This is a genomic window from Sphingobium sp. KKT206 (genome assembly GCF_055640555.1).
In genome coordinates this window covers 3,285,106-3,301,315 of the sequence record NZ_CM145764.1, presented here as the reverse complement: position 1 = coordinate 3,301,315, position 16,210 = coordinate 3,285,106, and the positions used below count along the sequence as shown (strand labels likewise).

Below are 16,210 nucleotides of genomic sequence, written 5' to 3'. Positions count from 1 at the left end.
GATGGGCGGGCCTGCGAACAGGGCCAACCGCACCGGATTGGCGCTTAGCCCAGCAGCACCAGCGCGCTGCACACGGCGATGCCCACGACGATGTTGATCGGCACGCCGATCCGCACGAAATCAGCAAAGCGATAATCGCCCGCGGCATAGACGAGCGCATTGGTCTGATAGCCGATCGGCGTCGCAAAACAGGCCGACGCACCGATCATCAGCGCGATGATGAGCGGTCGGGGATCGACGCCCAATTGCTGCGCGATCGCGATGATGATGGGCGTCAACAAGGCCGCCACCGCATTGTTGCTGAGCAGTTCGGACAGGATCAACGCAAAGAAATAGATGAGGAAAACCAGCGACCAGGCGGGTGCGTTTTGCAGCAGCGGGGTTATCCAGCCGACCATCAAGGCGACGCTGCCCGCCTGTTCGAGCGCCAGCCCGACCGCCAGCATCGCAAAGATCAGGATCAGCACGTCGCCGTCGATCGCGCCCCAGGCCTCTTCCGGGTCGATGCAACGGCTGAGCAGGATGAGACCAACGGCGATGACGGCAGCCAGGCCGATGCCGATGACGTCGAGCGCCGAGAGCAGGACCACGCCTGCCATCGCAACGATCGCAATCCATGCCTTCTTGCGACGAAAGGCGCGCACCCGGCTGACATCGACGCCGATCAGATGCGGATTGTCGCGCAACGACCGCATCGCATCGTCGCTGCCTGCAATCAGCAACCGGTCGGCACCGCGCACCCGCGTATTGGACAGATCGGGTCCGGACAAATGGCGCGCGCGATGAATGCCGATAATCCGCACGCGCAGCGCATGGAGGAAGGGAATGTCCGCCAGCCGCTCGCCAATGGAGGGGTGGCTGGGCGCGACCATCGCCTCGACGACCGTCCCGTCCTGCCCCGACGTACGCGAGTCGGCGGCGATGCCGAGGTCGAAGTCCCCCGCCTCCCGCAATGTCATAATCGCCGCGCCATCGGCACGGACGATCAGCCGGTCGCCGCTATGCAGTTCTTCTTCCATCAGCTCGCGGCGACGAATGTCACCGCCGCGCTTGATGCCGAGCAGCTTGACCGACCGCCCGAACATGCCGAGCGTGCTGACGTCCCGGCCAACCAGATCGCTATCCTGCGGCACCACCAGTTCGGTCAGATAATCCTGCACATTGCCGCCATTTTCTCCGGCAATGGTGGGCGGATCGCTCGGCAGCAGGAAGGACAGCAGCAGCAGCGCGCCGACGCCCGCCACTGTCCCGGCCAGGCCGTAAAGCGTGATGTCGAAAATGCCGAAGGGGGCCATGCCCTGGTCCGCGGCAATGCCCGCGACGATCAGGTTGGTCGACGTGCCGACGAGCGTCAGGCATCCGCCCAGCACCGCCACCGTGTTCATCGGTATCAGCAGCTTCTTGACCGGATAGCCGGTTGCCTGCGCCAGCTTGAACATGATCGGGATCAGGATCACGACCACGGGCGTATTGTTGAGGAACGCCGACAGGATGATCGTGCCGATCGCGACTTCGGCGAGGGCGAGCCGGGGACGCTTTTCCGCGCGGGTCATGATGAGGTCGGCAACGCGGCTGATGACACCGGTGCGAATCAACGCGCCCGACAGGATGAACATCGCACCGACGGTCAGCGGCGCGCTGTTGGAAAAGACCGAGAACATCGCCTTTTCATCCAGCATGCCGAGCAGCGCGAAAACGCAAGCGCCCACCACCGCGATGACCGTAGGCGAATAGCGTTCGCGCACGAAAGCGATGAACATGGCGGCCAAAATCGCCAGCCCGATTTCAGCCCGATACACGCCCAGCAGCGCGGTGATGAAATGCATGATGCCCCTGTCCCCAACAAGATTGGCGCTGGCCGCCGATCTTGCCGGGCTGAAACGAAATGGGCCAGCCATGGTTGCATGGCTGGCCCGTGTCGCGGCGGTCAGGGGACGTTTTGACCGTCAATCCGCGCAATGCGTGGTGACGCTCCCCAGGCTTACGCTCTGCCGCTTGCCCGTCGAACAGGCGATGGCGTCATTCTATCGTAACAAAAGTGAGTCGTCTCGTTTTTTTACGGTCGGTTCGGCGCGTCATTCCCCGCATTGGGCGCGGTGAAGCAATTTCTGGTCGGCCAGCACCAGCGCCATCATCGCTTCGACCACGGGCACACCGCGGATGCCGACACAGGGGTCATGGCGGCCCTTGGTGATGATGTCGGACGCCGCGCCATCGCGCGTCACGGTTTCGACCGGGATCAGGATCGAACTGGTGGGCTTGAAGGCGACGCGCAGCTTGATCGGCTGGCCCGTGGCGATGCCACCCGCAATGCCACCGGCATGATTGGCGAGGAAAGTCGGTCCATCGGGGCCGGGACGCATCGGGTCGGCATTTTGCTCGCCGCGCAGGCTGGCAGCCGCGAACCCGTCGCCAATCTCGACGCCCTTGACCGCGTTGATGCTCATCATCGCGGCGGCCAGTTCGCTATCGAGCTTGGCATAGAGCGGCGCGCCCCAACCGGCCGGAACGCCACTGGCGACGCATTCTACGATCGCGCCGAGTGAGGAGCCATCGCGTCGAGCATCGTCCACCAGTTTTTCCCAGCGGACGGCCGCTTCCGGGTCAGGGCAGAAGAAAGGATTCTGGCCAATCTGCGCCGCGTCGAAATTATCATAATCAATCGCGTCGCCGCCGATCGCGCTCACATAGGCGAAGATATCGACATCAGGGATGACCGCGCGCGCTACCGCGCCTGCCGCGACCCGCGAGGCGGTTTCCCGCGCCGACGATCGCCCGCCACCGCGATAGTCGCGAAAGCCATATTTAGCGTCATAGGCATAGTCGGCATGGCCGGGACGGTAGGCCTTGGCGACGTCCGAATAATCCTTGGAGCGCTGGTCGGTATTCTCGATCATCAAGCTGATCGGCGTGCCGGTCGTCCGCCCTTCGAACACCCCCGACAGAATGCGAACCTCATCCGCCTCGCGACGCTGGGTAGTGAATTTGGACGTGCCGGGCTTGCGCAGGTCGAGCCAGGGCTGGATGTCCGCTTCGCTGAGCGGCAGGCCGGGCGGGCAGCCGTCCACGACCGCACCGATCGCCGGACCATGGCTCTCGCCCCAGGTAGTGAAGCGGAACATGCGACCGAAAGTGTTGACGCTCATTTGTCGAGCGCGATGTCGGGGGCGTCTTCGGCTTTCATGCCGATGACATTATAGCCTGCATCGACATGGTGGATTTCGCCGGTCACGCCGCTGGCCAGGTCCGACAGCAGATACAAGCCTGCGCCGCCGACATCCTCGATGGTCACATTGCGACGCAGCGGGGCGTTCAGTTCGTTCCATTTGAGGATATAGCGGAAGTCGCCGATGCCGCTGGCCGCCAGCGTCTTGATCGGACCAGCCGAGATGGCATTGACGCGGATATTTTCGCGACCCAGATCCATCGCCAGATATTTGACGCTGGTTTCCAGCGCCGCCTTGGCCACGCCCATGACATTATAATGGGGAATGACCTTTTCCGCACCGTAATAGCTGAGCGTCAGGATGCTACCGCCATTGGGCATCAGCGCGCGGGCGCGGCGCGTGACTGCCACGAAACTGTAAGCAGACACGTTCATGGTCATCAGGAAGTTGTCGAGGCTGGTATCGACATAGAGGCCGCGCAGCTCGTTCTTGTCCGAAAAACCAATCGCGTGAACGACGAAGTCGAGCGTGCCCCAGCGCGCCTCAATCTCCGCAAAGGCGGCGTCGAGCTTGTCCATGTCCGTCACGTCGCAATCGATCAGGAAGTCCGATCCTACCTGCTCCGCCAAAGGACGGACCCGCTTGGCGAGCGCGTCGCCCTGATAGGAAAAGGCCATCTCTGCGCCCTGTTCATGCAAGGATTTGGCGATGCCCCAAGCCAACGACTTGTCGTTCGCCAGACCCATGATGAGGCCGCGTTTACCCGCCATCAAGCCGTTCATATCTTCGTTCCGTTCCCTTGGTCTTCGGGCAGCAAGGCCACTTCCTCTTCGGGAAATTCCGCCAGCGCCGCATTCAATTCCGCGCCAATTACCACGCCAAGCCCGACTAGGAAGAAAAAAATGAGCGTGATCATGACGCCGGCCAGGCTGCCATAGGTCCGGTCATAGCCGCCCAGCAGCGACAGGGTCGGCGGCAAGAGCAATGTCGTGCCATACCACCAGAGCGACGTCGCGACCGCGCCGGGCCATTTGGGGAAGCGACGATCCTTATATAATGTCGGCGTCAGCGACACGAACAGCGACCAGAGCGCCACGCAGACGATGACCATCGGCACCAGTTTCGCCGACGCGACGAGCGCGATGGCATCATCGGCCCAGGGAAGGAGATGGGTCAGAAACTGGTCGATGCCCGTGATCACCACCTGGAGCGAGAAGGCGAACATTACCGCAACGACGCTGGCCAAAGTGATGCCAACCGCGCTCAGCCGATAATGCCAGAAGGATTTGGTGCTTTTGGTGCCATAGGCGCGGCGCAATATGTCGCGGATGGTTTCGATGAGACTGCCGACGGTCCACAGACCGACGAATCCGCCCAGCCAGAGCAAAGGGCCGGAGCGGGCATTGAGCACATCGCTGATCGGTTGGCGCACGACATCGGCGACGCCGCGTGGAACCGTTGTCAGGAAGGCGTTGACCGCGGCCAGGCCATCTTCGGTGCGGCCGAAGATACTCGCCACCGCCGCTGCGACGATGAAGAAGGGGAAAAGCGTCATCAGCGAGAGATAGGCAAGATTCCCGGCGTGAATGAAGCCATCGCTATAGGTGCCGACAGCGACCCGCTTCATCACCTCGAACGCTTGCGATCCGGGGCGCACCCGCTTCATATGGCGATGGAAATGGGCGCGTGTCCGTGCCGCCATATGGCGGCGGGATTCGGGCGTATAGGGCGAATTCAGCGGCATCCGCCCCCTAACGCCTCAAACGCCGAGATGGGCACGCACGGGTCGGCTGTCCTGCCAGCTTTCGACCAGCGCCCGGATCGCGGGATCATCGGCGGGCACATCGATTTGCAGGGTCACAAGCTGATCCCCGCGCGCGCCGTCCTTGCCGGTAAAGCCCTTGCCCCGCAGCCGCAGCGTCTTGCCCGACGTCGCACCCGTCGGCACGCCCAGCATCACCGCGCCATCGACAGTCGGCACCTTGACCTTGCCACCCTTCACCGCCTCGTCGAGCGTGATCGGCAGATCGAGCAGGACATTGTCGCCATCGCGGGTGAAGAAGGGATGGGGCTTCACCTCGATCGTGACGATCGCGTCCCCAGCGCCCCCCGGCCCCGCCTGCCCCTTGCCCGACAGGCGCATCTGCGTGCCGGTTTCGACCCCGGCGGGCAGTTTGAGGTCGATGGTCTTGCCATCTTGCAGCGTGATCCGCTGGGGCGCCAAAGTCGCAGCATCGGTGAACTGCACCGCCAGGCGATAGGCGACATTCGCACCCTTGGACGGCGGCGCCTGTCGACCAAAACCACCGCCACCCGCACGGCGACCCGCGCCGCCGAACAAGCCTTCGAAGATATCGCCGAAATCCGCGCCGCCCTGATCGAAACCGCCGCCGCCGGGCTGGCCTCGAAAACCGCCGCCTCCGCCACCGCCGCCAAAGCCGAAGGGCGCGGTCGGATTGCCATCGCCGTCAATCTCGCCCCGGTCGAACCGGGCGCGCTTGTCCTTGTCGGACAACAGATCATAGGCGTTGGTAGCGGCAGAAAACTTCTCCGACGCCTTGGGATTGTCCTTATTCTTGTCGGGGTGCAGTTCCTTGGCCAGCTTGCGATAGGCCGACTTGATCTCTGCCTCGGTCGCGCCGCGCGCAACGCCAAGGGTGGAATAGGGATCAGCCATCGATACTCTGGTGCCTCTTGTTCTGGGACAGGGATTTGCCGTCCTATGTGGCGAAAGCGGCGCGTCGGTTCAAGTTGCGCAATAGCCCGTATCGACACTAGCACATCGCCCGCCTAGACAGTGGGGCATGATCGATCCCTTTGCCTTATTCGACGACTGGTACAGCCAAGCGCGTGAAACCGAAATCAACGACAGCAACGCCATGGCGCTGGCCACCGCCGATGCGCGTGGTTGTCCTTCCGTCCGCATGGTCTTGTTGAAGGGCCATGGACCGGATGGCTTCATCTTCTACACCAATTTCGAAGGGCGCAAGGCGGGCGACCTGGCCGAAAATCCCCATGCTGCCCTGCTCTTCCACTGGAAATCGATGCGGCGACAGATACGGATCGAAGGGGCGGTTGGCCCGGTCGACGATGCCACGGCCGATGCCTATTTCGCGACGCGCAGCCGCGACAGCCAGCTAGGCGCCTGGGCCTCCGACCAGTCCCGCCCCCTGCCCTCGCGCGAAATCTTCATGGCCCGGTTCGAAGAAGCCAATGCGCGGTTCGAAGGCCAGCCCGTGCCACGTCCACCCCATTGGTCGGGGTTCCGCCTCGCCCCTGAGCGTATCGAATTCTGGCAGGATCGCGAACATCGGCTGCACGAACGCCGCCTGTTCACACGGGACGATGCGGGATGGACCGAAGGGCTACTCTACCCCTGACGGGCGCGGATTGCACCGTTTGGGATGAACCGATGCGCGGAAAGCGGCGGCTTGTTCGTCTATCTCCAGGCGAGGGCCGCACGCCGATTGCGGGTGGCCGATGCGCCTGTTAGGTGTTCCCTGACGGTTGTAATAATATTGCGAGCCGCGTCCGCGCGGCTCATGAGGGAATAGATGCGCAACAGACTGACGGCCTTCATCCTCACCGGCATGGTCCTTGGGGTGATCGTAGGGTTCGCCGCGAACCTGTGGGTGGGTGGCGACGAAACGCTGGCCAAGCAGGTCGCGGGCTATTTCCACCTGCTGGCCGACATCTTTCTGCATTTGATCAAGATGATCATCGCGCCGCTGGTCTTTTCCACGTTGGTCGCGGGCATCGCCCACATGGGCGACAGCGCAGCGCTGGGGCGCATCGGCGGGCGGGCGCTGGCCTGGTTCGTCATCGCCAGCCTGATTTCGCTGACGCTCGGCCTCATCTTCGTCAATTTCTTCGCGCCGGGCGAAGGGCTGAACCTGGTCCGCAATGGAGCGGAGTCGGGCGTGAATACCGAATCGCTCAATTTCCGGGACTTCATTCTGCATGTCTTTCCTACGTCCATGGTCGGCGCGATGGCGGAAAATTCGATCCTCCAGATCGTCGTCTTCTCGCTGTTCGTCGGCGTCGCGCTGACCGCGATCGGCGAGAAGGGCAAACCCATCGTGGGCGTGATCGAGGCGATGGTCGAACTGATGCTGCAGGTGACGGGCTATGTGATGCGCGTCGCGCCCTTCGCGGTGTTCGGTGCCTTGGCGTCGGTGATCACCACCGAAGGGCTGGGCGTGCTGGTCACGTTCGGCGAGTTGATCGGCGAATTCTACATCGCGCTTTTCTGCCTCTGGCTGCTGCTGTTCGCGGCGGGATCGGTGTTCCTGGGCAAGCGGATGTTCACGCTGATCCGCTATGTCCGCGAACCGATCCTGATCGCCTTCTCCACCGCCTCGTCGGAAGCCGCCTATCCCAAGATGCTGGAACAGCTCGATCGGTTCGGCGTGCCGCGCCGCATCTATAGCTTCGTGCTGCCGCTCGGCTACAGCTTCAACCTCGACGGCTCGATGATGTATGCGACCTTCGCGACGATCTTCATCGCGCAAGCCTATGGCATCGACCTGCCGATCGCGACGCAGATCACGATTCTGCTGGTGTTGATGGTGACCAGCAAAGGCATCGCCGCCGTGCCGCGCGCATCCTTGGTGGTGGTCGCCGCGACGCTGGGCCAGTTCGACCTGCCGGTCGAGGGCGTAGCCTTCATCCTGGCGGTCGATCACTTCATGGACATGGGCCGCACCGCAACCAACGTGCTGGGCAACGCCATCGCCACGTCGGTCATCACCAAATGGGAAGGAATGCTGGAGGTCGAGGAACCCATCGACGTCCCCCATCCCAAAGCCCCCGCCCACACCGCCGCGCATGGCCGCGCGGGGCTGGAACTGGCATCCGACATGGTGGACGAGGACAAGAAGGGGTAGGCTGCTTTCGGTCCGCGGGCGACGTTTTCAGCATCGTCCAGCCGTTCGTGACGGCGGCAAGCCGACCATAATATTGCCAGACGCTCTTAAAAATCAGGCTTTTCATAATGGGGCGGCGGCGCGATCACTTCCATCCGCTCGGACAATAGCGGGCGGAAGGACGGGCGCGACTTGAAGCCGGCATACCAGCGCCGCACCGGCTCATGCCCCTGCCAGTCGATCCCGCCCAGATAGTCCGCGACCGACAGATGCGCCGCCGCCGCGATGTCCGCGAGGCTGAGCGTACCGCCTGCCATCCAGCTACGATGGTCGAGCAGATAGTCCATATAATCCATATGCACATTCGCGCGCTTCATCGCTTCGCGCAGGATGCGGGCTTCGGGCGGCGCGCGCTCGATCAGCCGTTTCTTCATCCGTTCGTGCAGCAGCGGGCCGACCACGTCGCCATAGAAATTCTGGTCGAAAAAGGCGGTCAGCCGCCGCACTTCAGCGCGCCCGGCGGCGGTGCCGGAAATCAGCGGCACCTTTTCCACCGTTTCCTCGAAATATTCGCAGATCGCCTGGCTGTCGATCAGGGTCAGACCCTTGTCATGATCGGCCATGACCGGCGTGGTGCCAGCCGGATTGAGGTCGAGAAATTCGTCGCGCATCGCCCAGGGCGATTCGCGGACCAGATCATAGCCGATCCCCTTTTCGCCCAGCAGCAGCCGGACCTTGCGAGAGAAGGGGCAAAGCGGAAATTGATAAAGCAGCCACATAGGCGATCCTTGTTAGGCGCGCGCGGGTCGGGGGGGAAGCGGCAAAATGGCGGAAGCCGCCTCAACAATTTCGGTCATATCGTCCAAAAGCATGGCAAGAAACGGCATGGTCCGACCTTCCGATCCGCCGGGCGGGACGATAGAAGAGACTGCGATAATGATTACGCGATGGAAAGGATGCCCCCATGCCTGACGATTTCTTCCCGGTGCCGGGGGACTGGGCCAGCAGCGCGCTCATGGACCGGGCCGCGCGTGATGCCGACTATGCGCGTTCGATCGAGGCGCCCCACGACTATTGGCTGGAGCGTGCCCACCGGCTCGACTGGATCACGCCGCCGACCAAAAGCGACGAAAGCAGCTTTGCCGAGGCGGATTTCGGCATCCAATGGTTCGCGGACGGGGTGCTCAACGTCAGCGCCAACTGCATCGATCGCCATCTGGCGACGCGCGGCGATCAGGTCGCGATCCTGTGGGAACCGGACAGCCCCGACGAGGCACCGCGCCGCTACACCTATCGCCAACTCCATGAAGAAGTGTGCCGTTTCGCCAATGTCCTGAAAAGCGCTGGCGCGCGCAAAGGCGACCGCATCACCATCTATATGCCGATGATCCCGGAGGCCGCCATCGCCCTGCTCGCCTGCGCGCGGATCGGCGCGGTGCATAGCGTGGTGTTCGGCGGCTTTTCGCCCGAAGCGCTGGCGGGCCGCGTCATCGATTGCGATTCGACGCTGGTCATCACCGCCGACGAAGGCCGCCGCGCGGGCAAGACCGTGCCGCTGAAAGCCAATGTCGATGCCGCGCTCGCCCATTGCCCCGGCGTCAAACATGTCGTGGTCGTGCAGGCGACCGGCGGCGCGGTGACGATGGCGGAAGGCCGCGACCTGTGGCTGCATGAGGCGACAGCGAGCGTCGAGGCCGACTGCCCGCCCGAACCCATGCAGGCCGAAGACCCGCTGTTCATCCTCTACACGTCGGGATCGACCGGCAAGCCCAAGGGCGTGCTGCACACATCGGGGGGCTATCTGCTCTGGGCCGCGCTCACCCATGAACTCTGCTTCGACTATCGGCCCGGCGACATCTACTGGTGCGCGGCGGATATCGGCTGGGTCACGGGGCACAGCTATATCGTCTATGGCCCGCTGACGAACGGGGCGACGACGCTGATGTATGAAGGCGTGCCCAACTGGCCGACCCCGGCGCGGATGTGGGAAGTGGTGGACCGGCATCAGGTCCAGACCCTCTTCACCGCCCCCACCGCGCTGCGCGCGCTGATGAAGGAGGGCGACGCCCATGTAAAGGCGACCAGCCGCGCCTCGCTCCGCCTGCTCGGAACCGTCGGCGAACCGATCAACCCGGAGGCATGGCGCTGGTATCATGGTATCGTGGGCGAAGGCCGCTGCCCGATCATCGATACCTGGTGGCAGACTGAAACCGGCGGCGCGATGATCGCGCCGATGCCGGGCGCGACCGACCTCAAACCCGGTTCCGCCACCTTGCCCATGCCGGGCGTGCTGCCGCAGATCGTCGATACCGAGGGGCAGGTGCTGGAAGGCGCGACCGAGGGCAATCTCGTCATCGCGCGCAGTTGGCCGGGGCAGATGCGCACCGTCTATGGCGACCATGACCGCTTCTTCCAGACCTATTTCACCACCTATCCCGGCAAATATACCACCGGCGACGGCGCGCGCCGCGATGCGGATGGCTATTATTGGATCACGGGCCGCGTCGATGACGTCATCAACGTATCGGGCCATCGCATGGGCACGGCGGAGGTCGAAAGCGCGCTGGTATTGCACGAAAGCGTCGCCGAAGCGGCGGTGGTCGGCTTTCCCCATGATATCAAGGGACAGGGCATCTATGCCTATGTCACGTTGAATGCCGGGATCGAGCCGGACGACGCATTGCGCCAGACGCTGGTCAAATGGGTCCGCAGCGAAATCGGCCCGATCGCCACCCCCGATGTCATCCAGTTCGCGCCCGGCCTGCCCAAGACCCGCTCCGGCAAGATCATGCGCCGCATCCTACGTAAAATTGCGGAAGGCGAAGTCTCCGCGCAAGCGCTAGGCGATACCAGCACCCTGGCCGATCCTTCGGTGGTGGACAATCTGGTCGCCAATCGTCACGGTTAGGAAACGAACAGAAGGAAGCGCTGCCATGGACCGCTATAATGGAGTCGCCCGCGCCCTGCATTGGGCCATGGCCTTGCTCATCATCCTCGCCCTGGTGCTTGGCATTGGCCATGATGCGCTGCCCAAGGATTGGGCAGTGATCCCGATCCACAAGTCGATCGGGCTGACCGTCCTGGCGCTGACTTTGGTGCGGATCGTCTGGCGGCTGGCCAATCCCGCGCCGCGCTTGACCGTCGCCATGCCCAGTTGGGAAAAAGGCGCGGCGCACGCCACCCACGCGCTCTTCTATATCTTCATGATCGTGCTGCCCCTGTCGGGCTGGATCATGACGTCGGCGGGCACGCGACCCTTGAACTGGTTCTTCCTGTTCGACGTCCCCAAATTTCCAGTGACCAAGGGCGACCTGATCGTCGATCTGGCGGGCGAAGGGCATGAGATTATGGGCTTCATCTGGGCGGCGTTGATCCTACTCCATATCGGCGCGGCGCTGCGGCATCATTATCTGCTCAAGGACAATGTGATGCGGCGGATGCTGTAGGCACCCGCCGACCAACGGGCGTTCGGGTTCGACCAACGACGTTGTAATAGCATTACATCGCTTGACCGACGCAGCGAAACGGTTGATCCCGCGTTGCATCAGGGCGCAGAGCCATGTGGCCGCGCCGTCAAGACGTGTCGGAGTCTCAAAAGCCTATGTCCCTCGCCAAAATCCTGCCGCTGCTGCTGGCCGCCGCCCCCATCGCCCTTGCCACGCCCGCGCTGGCGCAGACGGCTCCTGCCGGCCCCGCTGCCGGGATCACCACCCAATTGCCGCGCGGCGCCGTGCCCAGCCATTATGCGATCACCGTCACCCCCGACGCCGCCAATCTGAAGTTCACCGGCAAGGTGACGATCGACGTCGCCGTCAGCACGGCCATGCCGACGCTGGTGCTGAACGCCGCCGACCTGACCTTTGGCGATGTCATGCTGACGCCTGCCAAGGGCAAGGCAATCAAGGGCATGGCCAAGGTCGATGCCGATGCACAGACGGTGACGCTCGACTTCGGCAAGCCGCTGGCACCCGGCAATTATAAGCTCGCCATCACCTATGCCGGCGTCATCAACACCCAGGCGAACGGCCTGTTCGCGCTCGACTATACCGACAATGACGGCGCAGCGAAGCGCGCGCTCTTCACCCAGTTCGAAGCGCCCGACGCGCGCCGCTTCGTGCCGAGCTGGGACGAGCCAAGCTACAAGGCGACTTTTGACCTGTCTGCCATCATCCCCACCGGCGAACTGGCCGTCGGCAACATGCCGGTCACATCGACCAAGGATCTGGGCGGCGGCAAGACGCAGGTGACGTTCGGCACCAGCCCCAAAATGTCGTCCTACCTGCTCTTCTTCGGCCTCGGCGAACTGGAACGCGCGACCAAGATGTCCGGCGCGACCGAAATCGGCGTGATTACCGGCAAGGGCAATACGGGCAAGGCGCAACTGGCGCTCGACGCATCGGTGTCGATCCTGCCCTATTTCAACGATTATTTCGGCGTCCCCTATCCGCTGCCCAAGCTCGACAATGTCGCTGGCCCCGGCCAGAGCCAGTTTTTCAGCGCGATGGAAAATTGGGGCGCGATCTTCACCTTCGAGCGCGCCCTGCTCGTCGATCCGCGCTTTACGTCGGAGGCGACCAAGCGCCGCATCTATGAAACCGTCGCGCATGAAATGGCGCATCAATGGTTTGGCGACCTCGTCACCATGGCGTGGTGGGACGATCTATGGCTGAACGAAGGCTTTGCGAGCTGGATGGCGACCAAGGTCACCGACAAGTTGCAGCCCGACTGGCAAATGCTGCTGACCCGCGTCGATGGTCGCGAGGCGGCAATGAGCCTCGACTCGCTCGCCACCACCCACCCCGTCGTTCAGAAGATCACCACCGTTGATCAGGTGAACCAGGCGTTCGACGCCATCACCTATCAGAAGGGTGAAGCCGTCATCACCATGCTGGAAGGCTATGCCGGCGAGGATGTGTGGAAGACCGGCATCCGCAGCTATATGAAGGCCCATGCCTATGGCAACACCGTCACCGACGACCTGTGGAAGGCGGTAGAGGGCGCAGGCGCCAAGGGGTTGGTGTCGATCGCGCATGACTTCACGTCGAAGCCCGGCATCCCGCTGGTGAAGGTCGATAGCGCGCAATGCCAGGGCGGCAACACGCTGCTGACGCTGAGCCAAGGCGAGTTCAGCCGCGACAAGAAGGACAAGACCCCCTTGAGCTGGAACGTGCCCGTCATGGCGCAGACCATCGGCGGCGCGCCACAGCGGCTGATCCTGCAGGGCAAGGGGCAGATGACGCTGCCGGGCTGCAGCGCCTATGTCGTCAATGCCGGGCAGACGGGCTATTATCGCTCGCTCTACCCCGCCGCCAATGTCGAGGCGCTGGCCGCCGGTTTCACCAGGCTGCCCGCAATCGACCAGACCGGCTTGCTGGCCGATAATTTCCAGCTGGGCCTTGGCGGGTATCAGCCGATGGGCCTGGCGCTCGACCTGATCGACGCCGTGCCCGCCACCGCCACCCCTGCCGTGCTGGCGCAGGTGCCCGGCTATCTGGACAGCGCCTATGCGATGCTGGAGGGCGATCAGGCCGGACAGGCGAAGGTCGCAGCCTACACGTCGGCCAAGCTGACACCGGTGCTGACCGGCATCGGCTATGATGCCAAGCCGGGTGAAAATCCGCAGGTGCCCGTCCTGCGCTCGGCGCTGGTGGGAACGCTGGGCGAGATGGGTGACAAGGCCGTGGTCGCCGAAGCCAATCGCCGCTTCGCCGCACTGGCGAGCGATCCCGCCGCCCTCGACGGCCCGCTGCGCAACGTCTGGATGGCGATCATCGCCAAAAATGCCGATCAGGCGACCTGGGACAGGCTGCGCGCGCTGGCCAAGGGCGCAAAGACCGACCTGGAAAAAAGTACGCTCTACGCGCTGCTCGGCGGGGCCAAGGACGAGAAGCTCGCCCGCCAGGCGCTCGACCTGGCGCTGACTGACGAACCGGGCAAGACCACCAGCGCCGCGATCATTTCGCAAGTGGGCTATGAGCATCCGATGCTGGCGGTCGACTATGTGCTGGCGCACCGCGCGCAATATGAGGGGCTGATCGACGTTTCGGCCCGCAGCCAGGCGCTCGCGCGGCTGGGCGGCGGATCGGCCGACCCGGCGATGGCGACCAAGCTGGACGCCTATGCCACCCAATTTCTGACGCCGGAATCGCGCAAGGTGGTCGATCGCGCCATCGCCGCGATCAACACCCGCATCGAAACCCGCACCCGCCTGAAGCCCGCGCTGACGGCCTGGTTCGCCAAAAAGTAAACGGAAAAGGGCGGCCTGTGAGCCGCCCTCTTTTTTTGCCAAATCCCTTAAATCCTCCCCTGTAAGGGGAGGGGGACCACGAAGTGGTGGAGGGGTGTCACCCTATCGAGAGCGTGACACCCCTCCGTCAGGGCTACGCGCAGCCACATCCCCTGCCAGGGGAGGAAGGCCCTCACTCCTGCAACGATACGCCCGGACTGCGCGGATCGGCCGCGCCCTGCCAGCGGCCATCGGGCAGGCGCTCGGCCGCATTGGCCTTAAGCCCCATGCGCGACAGCGACACGCGATGGCCGAGCTTTTCGAGCGGTGCCTTCATCGCCTCCAGCGACGTGCCCTGTTCCAGCACCAGCCCTTCGCCGTTGAAGTAGATCAGCCCATGCGCGATCGACTCCTGCGCCGACAGGCCCCAGTCGAAATGGGCGATCAGCGCCTTGGCCACCTGCATGATGATGGTCTTGCCCCCCGCCGCGCCGACGGTGAAGACGGGCGTGCCCGCCTCATCATAGACGATGGTCGGCGACATGGACGATAGCGGCCGCTTGCCCGGCTCGACCCGGTTGGCGACCGGCGCGCCGTCCTTTTCCGCGGTGAAGCTGAAATCGGTCAGTTCATTGTTCAGGATCACGCCATTCGCGATCAACTGGCTGCCAAAGAAACTCTCGACCGTCGATGTCCAGGCGGCGATGTCCCCATCCCGGTCCACCGCGACGAAATGGCTTGTCCCGCTTTCGGGCTGCGGCCGCGAAGCGGTGCGCGGCTGCGCGCCAGGCGGCGTGCCGGGCTGATAGTCGTTGAGCGCCTTGTTCAAACGGATGCGCGCCGACCGCTGCTTGAGATAGGCGGGATCGATCATCCCCGTCAGCGGCACCGACACGAAATCCGGGTCGCCCAGCCATGTGCCGCGATCGGCATAGGCGAGTTGCATCGCCTCGCCGATGACATGCCAGGACCGGGGATCATCCTTGCCCCAAGTGCCGAGCGGAAAACGCTCGACCATGCCCAATATTTCCAGCACGGTGACGCCGCCCGACGAAGCCGGCCCCATGCCACACACGGTATAGACGCGATATTTGCCGCAGACGGGCTTGCGCAACTTGGTCTGATAGCCCGCAATGTCCGCTTCCGTCATCGGCACCGGGTTCTTGGGCGCATTGGTGACGGTTTGCGCCAGGATGCGGGCATTTTCGCCCTTGTAGAAAGCGTCTGGTCCTTCTGCCGCGATCCGCTTGAACAGCGCGGCGAGCGGCGGGTTTTTGAGCATCGTGCCCATCGGCGCGGGCTTGCCCTCGATCCAGAAATATTTCTGGATTTCAGGGAAGTCGGCCCACACCCCCGCGACCGCCTTCATCGCGGTGTCGAGCCGCTGGCGCACTTCATAGCCCTCTTCCGCCGCGCGAATGGCGGGCTGGAACAGGTCGGCCCAGGGCAGCTTGCCCCATTTGCGATGCGCGTCCCACGCCAGCCGCACATTGCCCGGCACCCCGACCGAATAGCCGCCCGGCCAGGCGTTGCGGAAGGATAGCGGTTGGCCATCGGCCCCCATGAACCGGTCTGGCCGGGCGGCGGCCGGTGCCGTCTCGCGCCCGTCGATCGATTCCAGCAGCCCGGTCTCCCCGTCATGATGCATCAGGAAACCGCCGCCGCCGATGCCGCTATTATGCGGCTCGACCACGTTCAGCGTCAGCATCATGGCGATGGCGGCGTCGGTGGCGCTGCCGCCCTTGCGCAATATCTCCTGCCCCGCCTGCGCCGCGCGCGGATTGGCGGCCGAAACAGTGGCATTGGTCGATACCGGCTCACGCGCGACGGTGGGCAGCGGAGCCAGAGCAAGTAGGGCGAAAGGGGCCAGCAGGCCAGTGAAACGACATGTCATGGGGCTTACCCTATAGCGGGAGTTGCCGATCGCAACCCTTTCCAGCCCCTTGGACGGA

At 63.7% G+C, this 16,210-nt stretch carries 12 protein-coding genes; 5 read left to right on the top strand and 7 right to left on the bottom strand.

What is annotated here, in order from left to right; all coding sequences use genetic code 11:
• Positions 1–44 precede the first annotated feature (44 nt).
• The 5 genes from ACZ2HM_RS16000 to ACZ2HM_RS15980 all read right to left on the bottom strand — a co-directional run bounded on the left by ACZ2HM_RS16000 (position 45) and on the right by ACZ2HM_RS15980 (position 5,844).
• The gene (locus ACZ2HM_RS16000) at positions 45–1,826 is read right to left on the bottom strand and encodes an SLC13 family permease (RefSeq protein ID WP_470425692.1); all 1,782 of its coding nucleotides are present in this window, start codon (positions 1,824–1,826) and stop codon (positions 45–47) included.
• 249 nt (positions 1,827–2,075) lie between these two features.
• Positions 2,076–3,146: a chorismate synthase gene (gene aroC, locus ACZ2HM_RS15995; protein ID WP_037476377.1), complete on the bottom strand. Its 1,071-nt coding sequence runs from the start codon at positions 3,144–3,146 to the stop codon at positions 2,076–2,078.
• A complete protein-coding gene (gene fabI, locus ACZ2HM_RS15990; protein ID WP_037476375.1) occupies positions 3,143–3,949 on the bottom strand; it encodes an enoyl-ACP reductase FabI in 807 nt (268 codons plus the stop codon). Before fabI ends, aroC begins: the two co-directional genes overlap by 4 nt.
• The gene (locus ACZ2HM_RS15985) at positions 3,946–4,911 is read right to left on the bottom strand and encodes a YihY/virulence factor BrkB family protein (RefSeq protein ID WP_470425691.1); all 966 of its coding nucleotides are present in this window, start codon (positions 4,909–4,911) and stop codon (positions 3,946–3,948) included. Before ACZ2HM_RS15985 ends, fabI begins: the two co-directional genes overlap by 4 nt.
• A gap of 15 nt (positions 4,912–4,926) precedes the next feature.
• Positions 4,927–5,844, bottom strand: coding sequence for a DnaJ C-terminal domain-containing protein (locus tag ACZ2HM_RS15980; RefSeq protein WP_313922640.1), 918 nt, complete (start codon positions 5,842–5,844; stop codon positions 4,927–4,929).
• A 127-nt stretch (positions 5,845–5,971) separates the two neighbouring features.
• Here ACZ2HM_RS15980 and pdxH point away from each other — a divergent pair, with 127 nt between their 5' ends.
• Together pdxH and ACZ2HM_RS15970 are read left to right on the top strand one after the other, a co-directional pair.
• Entirely contained in the window at positions 5,972–6,547 is a 576-nt protein-coding gene (pdxH, locus tag ACZ2HM_RS15975) for a pyridoxamine 5'-phosphate oxidase (protein ID WP_313922641.1), read from the top strand.
• Between the two features lie 174 nt (positions 6,548–6,721).
• Positions 6,722–8,053, top strand: a complete 1,332-nt coding sequence (locus ACZ2HM_RS15970) for a dicarboxylate/amino acid:cation symporter (RefSeq protein WP_096060897.1) — start codon at positions 6,722–6,724, stop codon at positions 8,051–8,053.
• Positions 8,054–8,139: 86 nt separating this feature from the next.
• Here the strand turns inward: ACZ2HM_RS15970 and ACZ2HM_RS15965 are convergent, their stop codons facing one another.
• On the bottom strand, positions 8,140–8,811 hold the full coding sequence (locus tag ACZ2HM_RS15965) for a glutathione S-transferase family protein (protein ID WP_037476369.1): 672 nt from the start codon (positions 8,809–8,811) through the stop codon (positions 8,140–8,142).
• Between the two features lie 185 nt (positions 8,812–8,996).
• On the opposite strand from ACZ2HM_RS15965, the gene acs reads away from it, so the two are divergent.
• The 3 genes from acs to ACZ2HM_RS15950 all read left to right on the top strand — a co-directional run bounded on the left by acs (position 8,997) and on the right by ACZ2HM_RS15950 (position 14,279).
• Positions 8,997–10,940, top strand: a complete 1,944-nt coding sequence (acs, locus tag ACZ2HM_RS15960) for an acetate--CoA ligase (RefSeq protein WP_470425690.1) — start codon at positions 8,997–8,999, stop codon at positions 10,938–10,940.
• 25 nt (positions 10,941–10,965) lie between these two features.
• Positions 10,966–11,478 (top strand): cytochrome b, encoded by a 513-nt coding sequence (locus ACZ2HM_RS15955; protein WP_037476366.1) that lies wholly within the window; start codon positions 10,966–10,968, stop codon positions 11,476–11,478.
• Positions 11,479–11,633: 155 nt separating this feature from the next.
• Entirely contained in the window at positions 11,634–14,279 is a 2,646-nt protein-coding gene (locus tag ACZ2HM_RS15950; protein WP_470425689.1) for a M1 family metallopeptidase, read from the top strand.
• Positions 14,280–14,451: 172 nt separating this feature from the next.
• Here the strand turns inward: ACZ2HM_RS15950 and ggt are convergent, their stop codons facing one another.
• On the bottom strand, positions 14,452–16,152 hold the full coding sequence (ggt, locus tag ACZ2HM_RS15945; RefSeq protein WP_470425688.1) for a gamma-glutamyltransferase: 1,701 nt from the start codon (positions 16,150–16,152) through the stop codon (positions 14,452–14,454).
• Between the last annotated feature and the right edge of the window lie 58 nt (positions 16,153–16,210).

What these genes read in the sequence shown, in the direction of transcription:
- ACZ2HM_RS15965 (WP_037476369.1), bottom strand. Translation starts at nt 8,811, where the DNA reads ATGTGGCTGCTTTATCAATTTCCGCTTTGCCCCTTCTCTCGCAAGGTC.
- ACZ2HM_RS15955 (WP_037476366.1), top strand. Translation starts at nt 10,966, where the DNA reads ATGGACCGCTATAATGGAGTCGCCCGCGCCCTGCATTGGGCCATGGCC.
- pdxH (WP_313922641.1), top strand. Translation starts at nt 5,972, where the DNA reads ATGATCGATCCCTTTGCCTTATTCGACGACTGGTACAGCCAAGCGCGT.
- acs (WP_470425690.1), top strand. Translation starts at nt 8,997, where the DNA reads ATGCCTGACGATTTCTTCCCGGTGCCGGGGGACTGGGCCAGCAGCGCG.
- fabI (WP_037476375.1), bottom strand. Translation starts at nt 3,949, where the DNA reads ATGAACGGCTTGATGGCGGGTAAACGCGGCCTCATCATGGGTCTGGCG.
- ACZ2HM_RS16000 (WP_470425692.1), bottom strand. Translation starts at nt 1,826, where the DNA reads ATGCATTTCATCACCGCGCTGCTGGGCGTGTATCGGGCTGAAATCGGG.
- ACZ2HM_RS15980 (WP_313922640.1), bottom strand. Translation starts at nt 5,844, where the DNA reads ATGGCTGATCCCTATTCCACCCTTGGCGTTGCGCGCGGCGCGACCGAG.
- ggt (WP_470425688.1), bottom strand. Translation starts at nt 16,152, where the DNA reads ATGACATGTCGTTTCACTGGCCTGCTGGCCCCTTTCGCCCTACTTGCT.
- ACZ2HM_RS15970 (WP_096060897.1), top strand. Translation starts at nt 6,722, where the DNA reads ATGCGCAACAGACTGACGGCCTTCATCCTCACCGGCATGGTCCTTGGG.
- ACZ2HM_RS15985 (WP_470425691.1), bottom strand. Translation starts at nt 4,911, where the DNA reads ATGCCGCTGAATTCGCCCTATACGCCCGAATCCCGCCGCCATATGGCG.
- aroC (WP_037476377.1), bottom strand. Translation starts at nt 3,146, where the DNA reads ATGAGCGTCAACACTTTCGGTCGCATGTTCCGCTTCACTACCTGGGGC.
- ACZ2HM_RS15950 (WP_470425689.1), top strand. Translation starts at nt 11,634, where the DNA reads ATGTCCCTCGCCAAAATCCTGCCGCTGCTGCTGGCCGCCGCCCCCATC.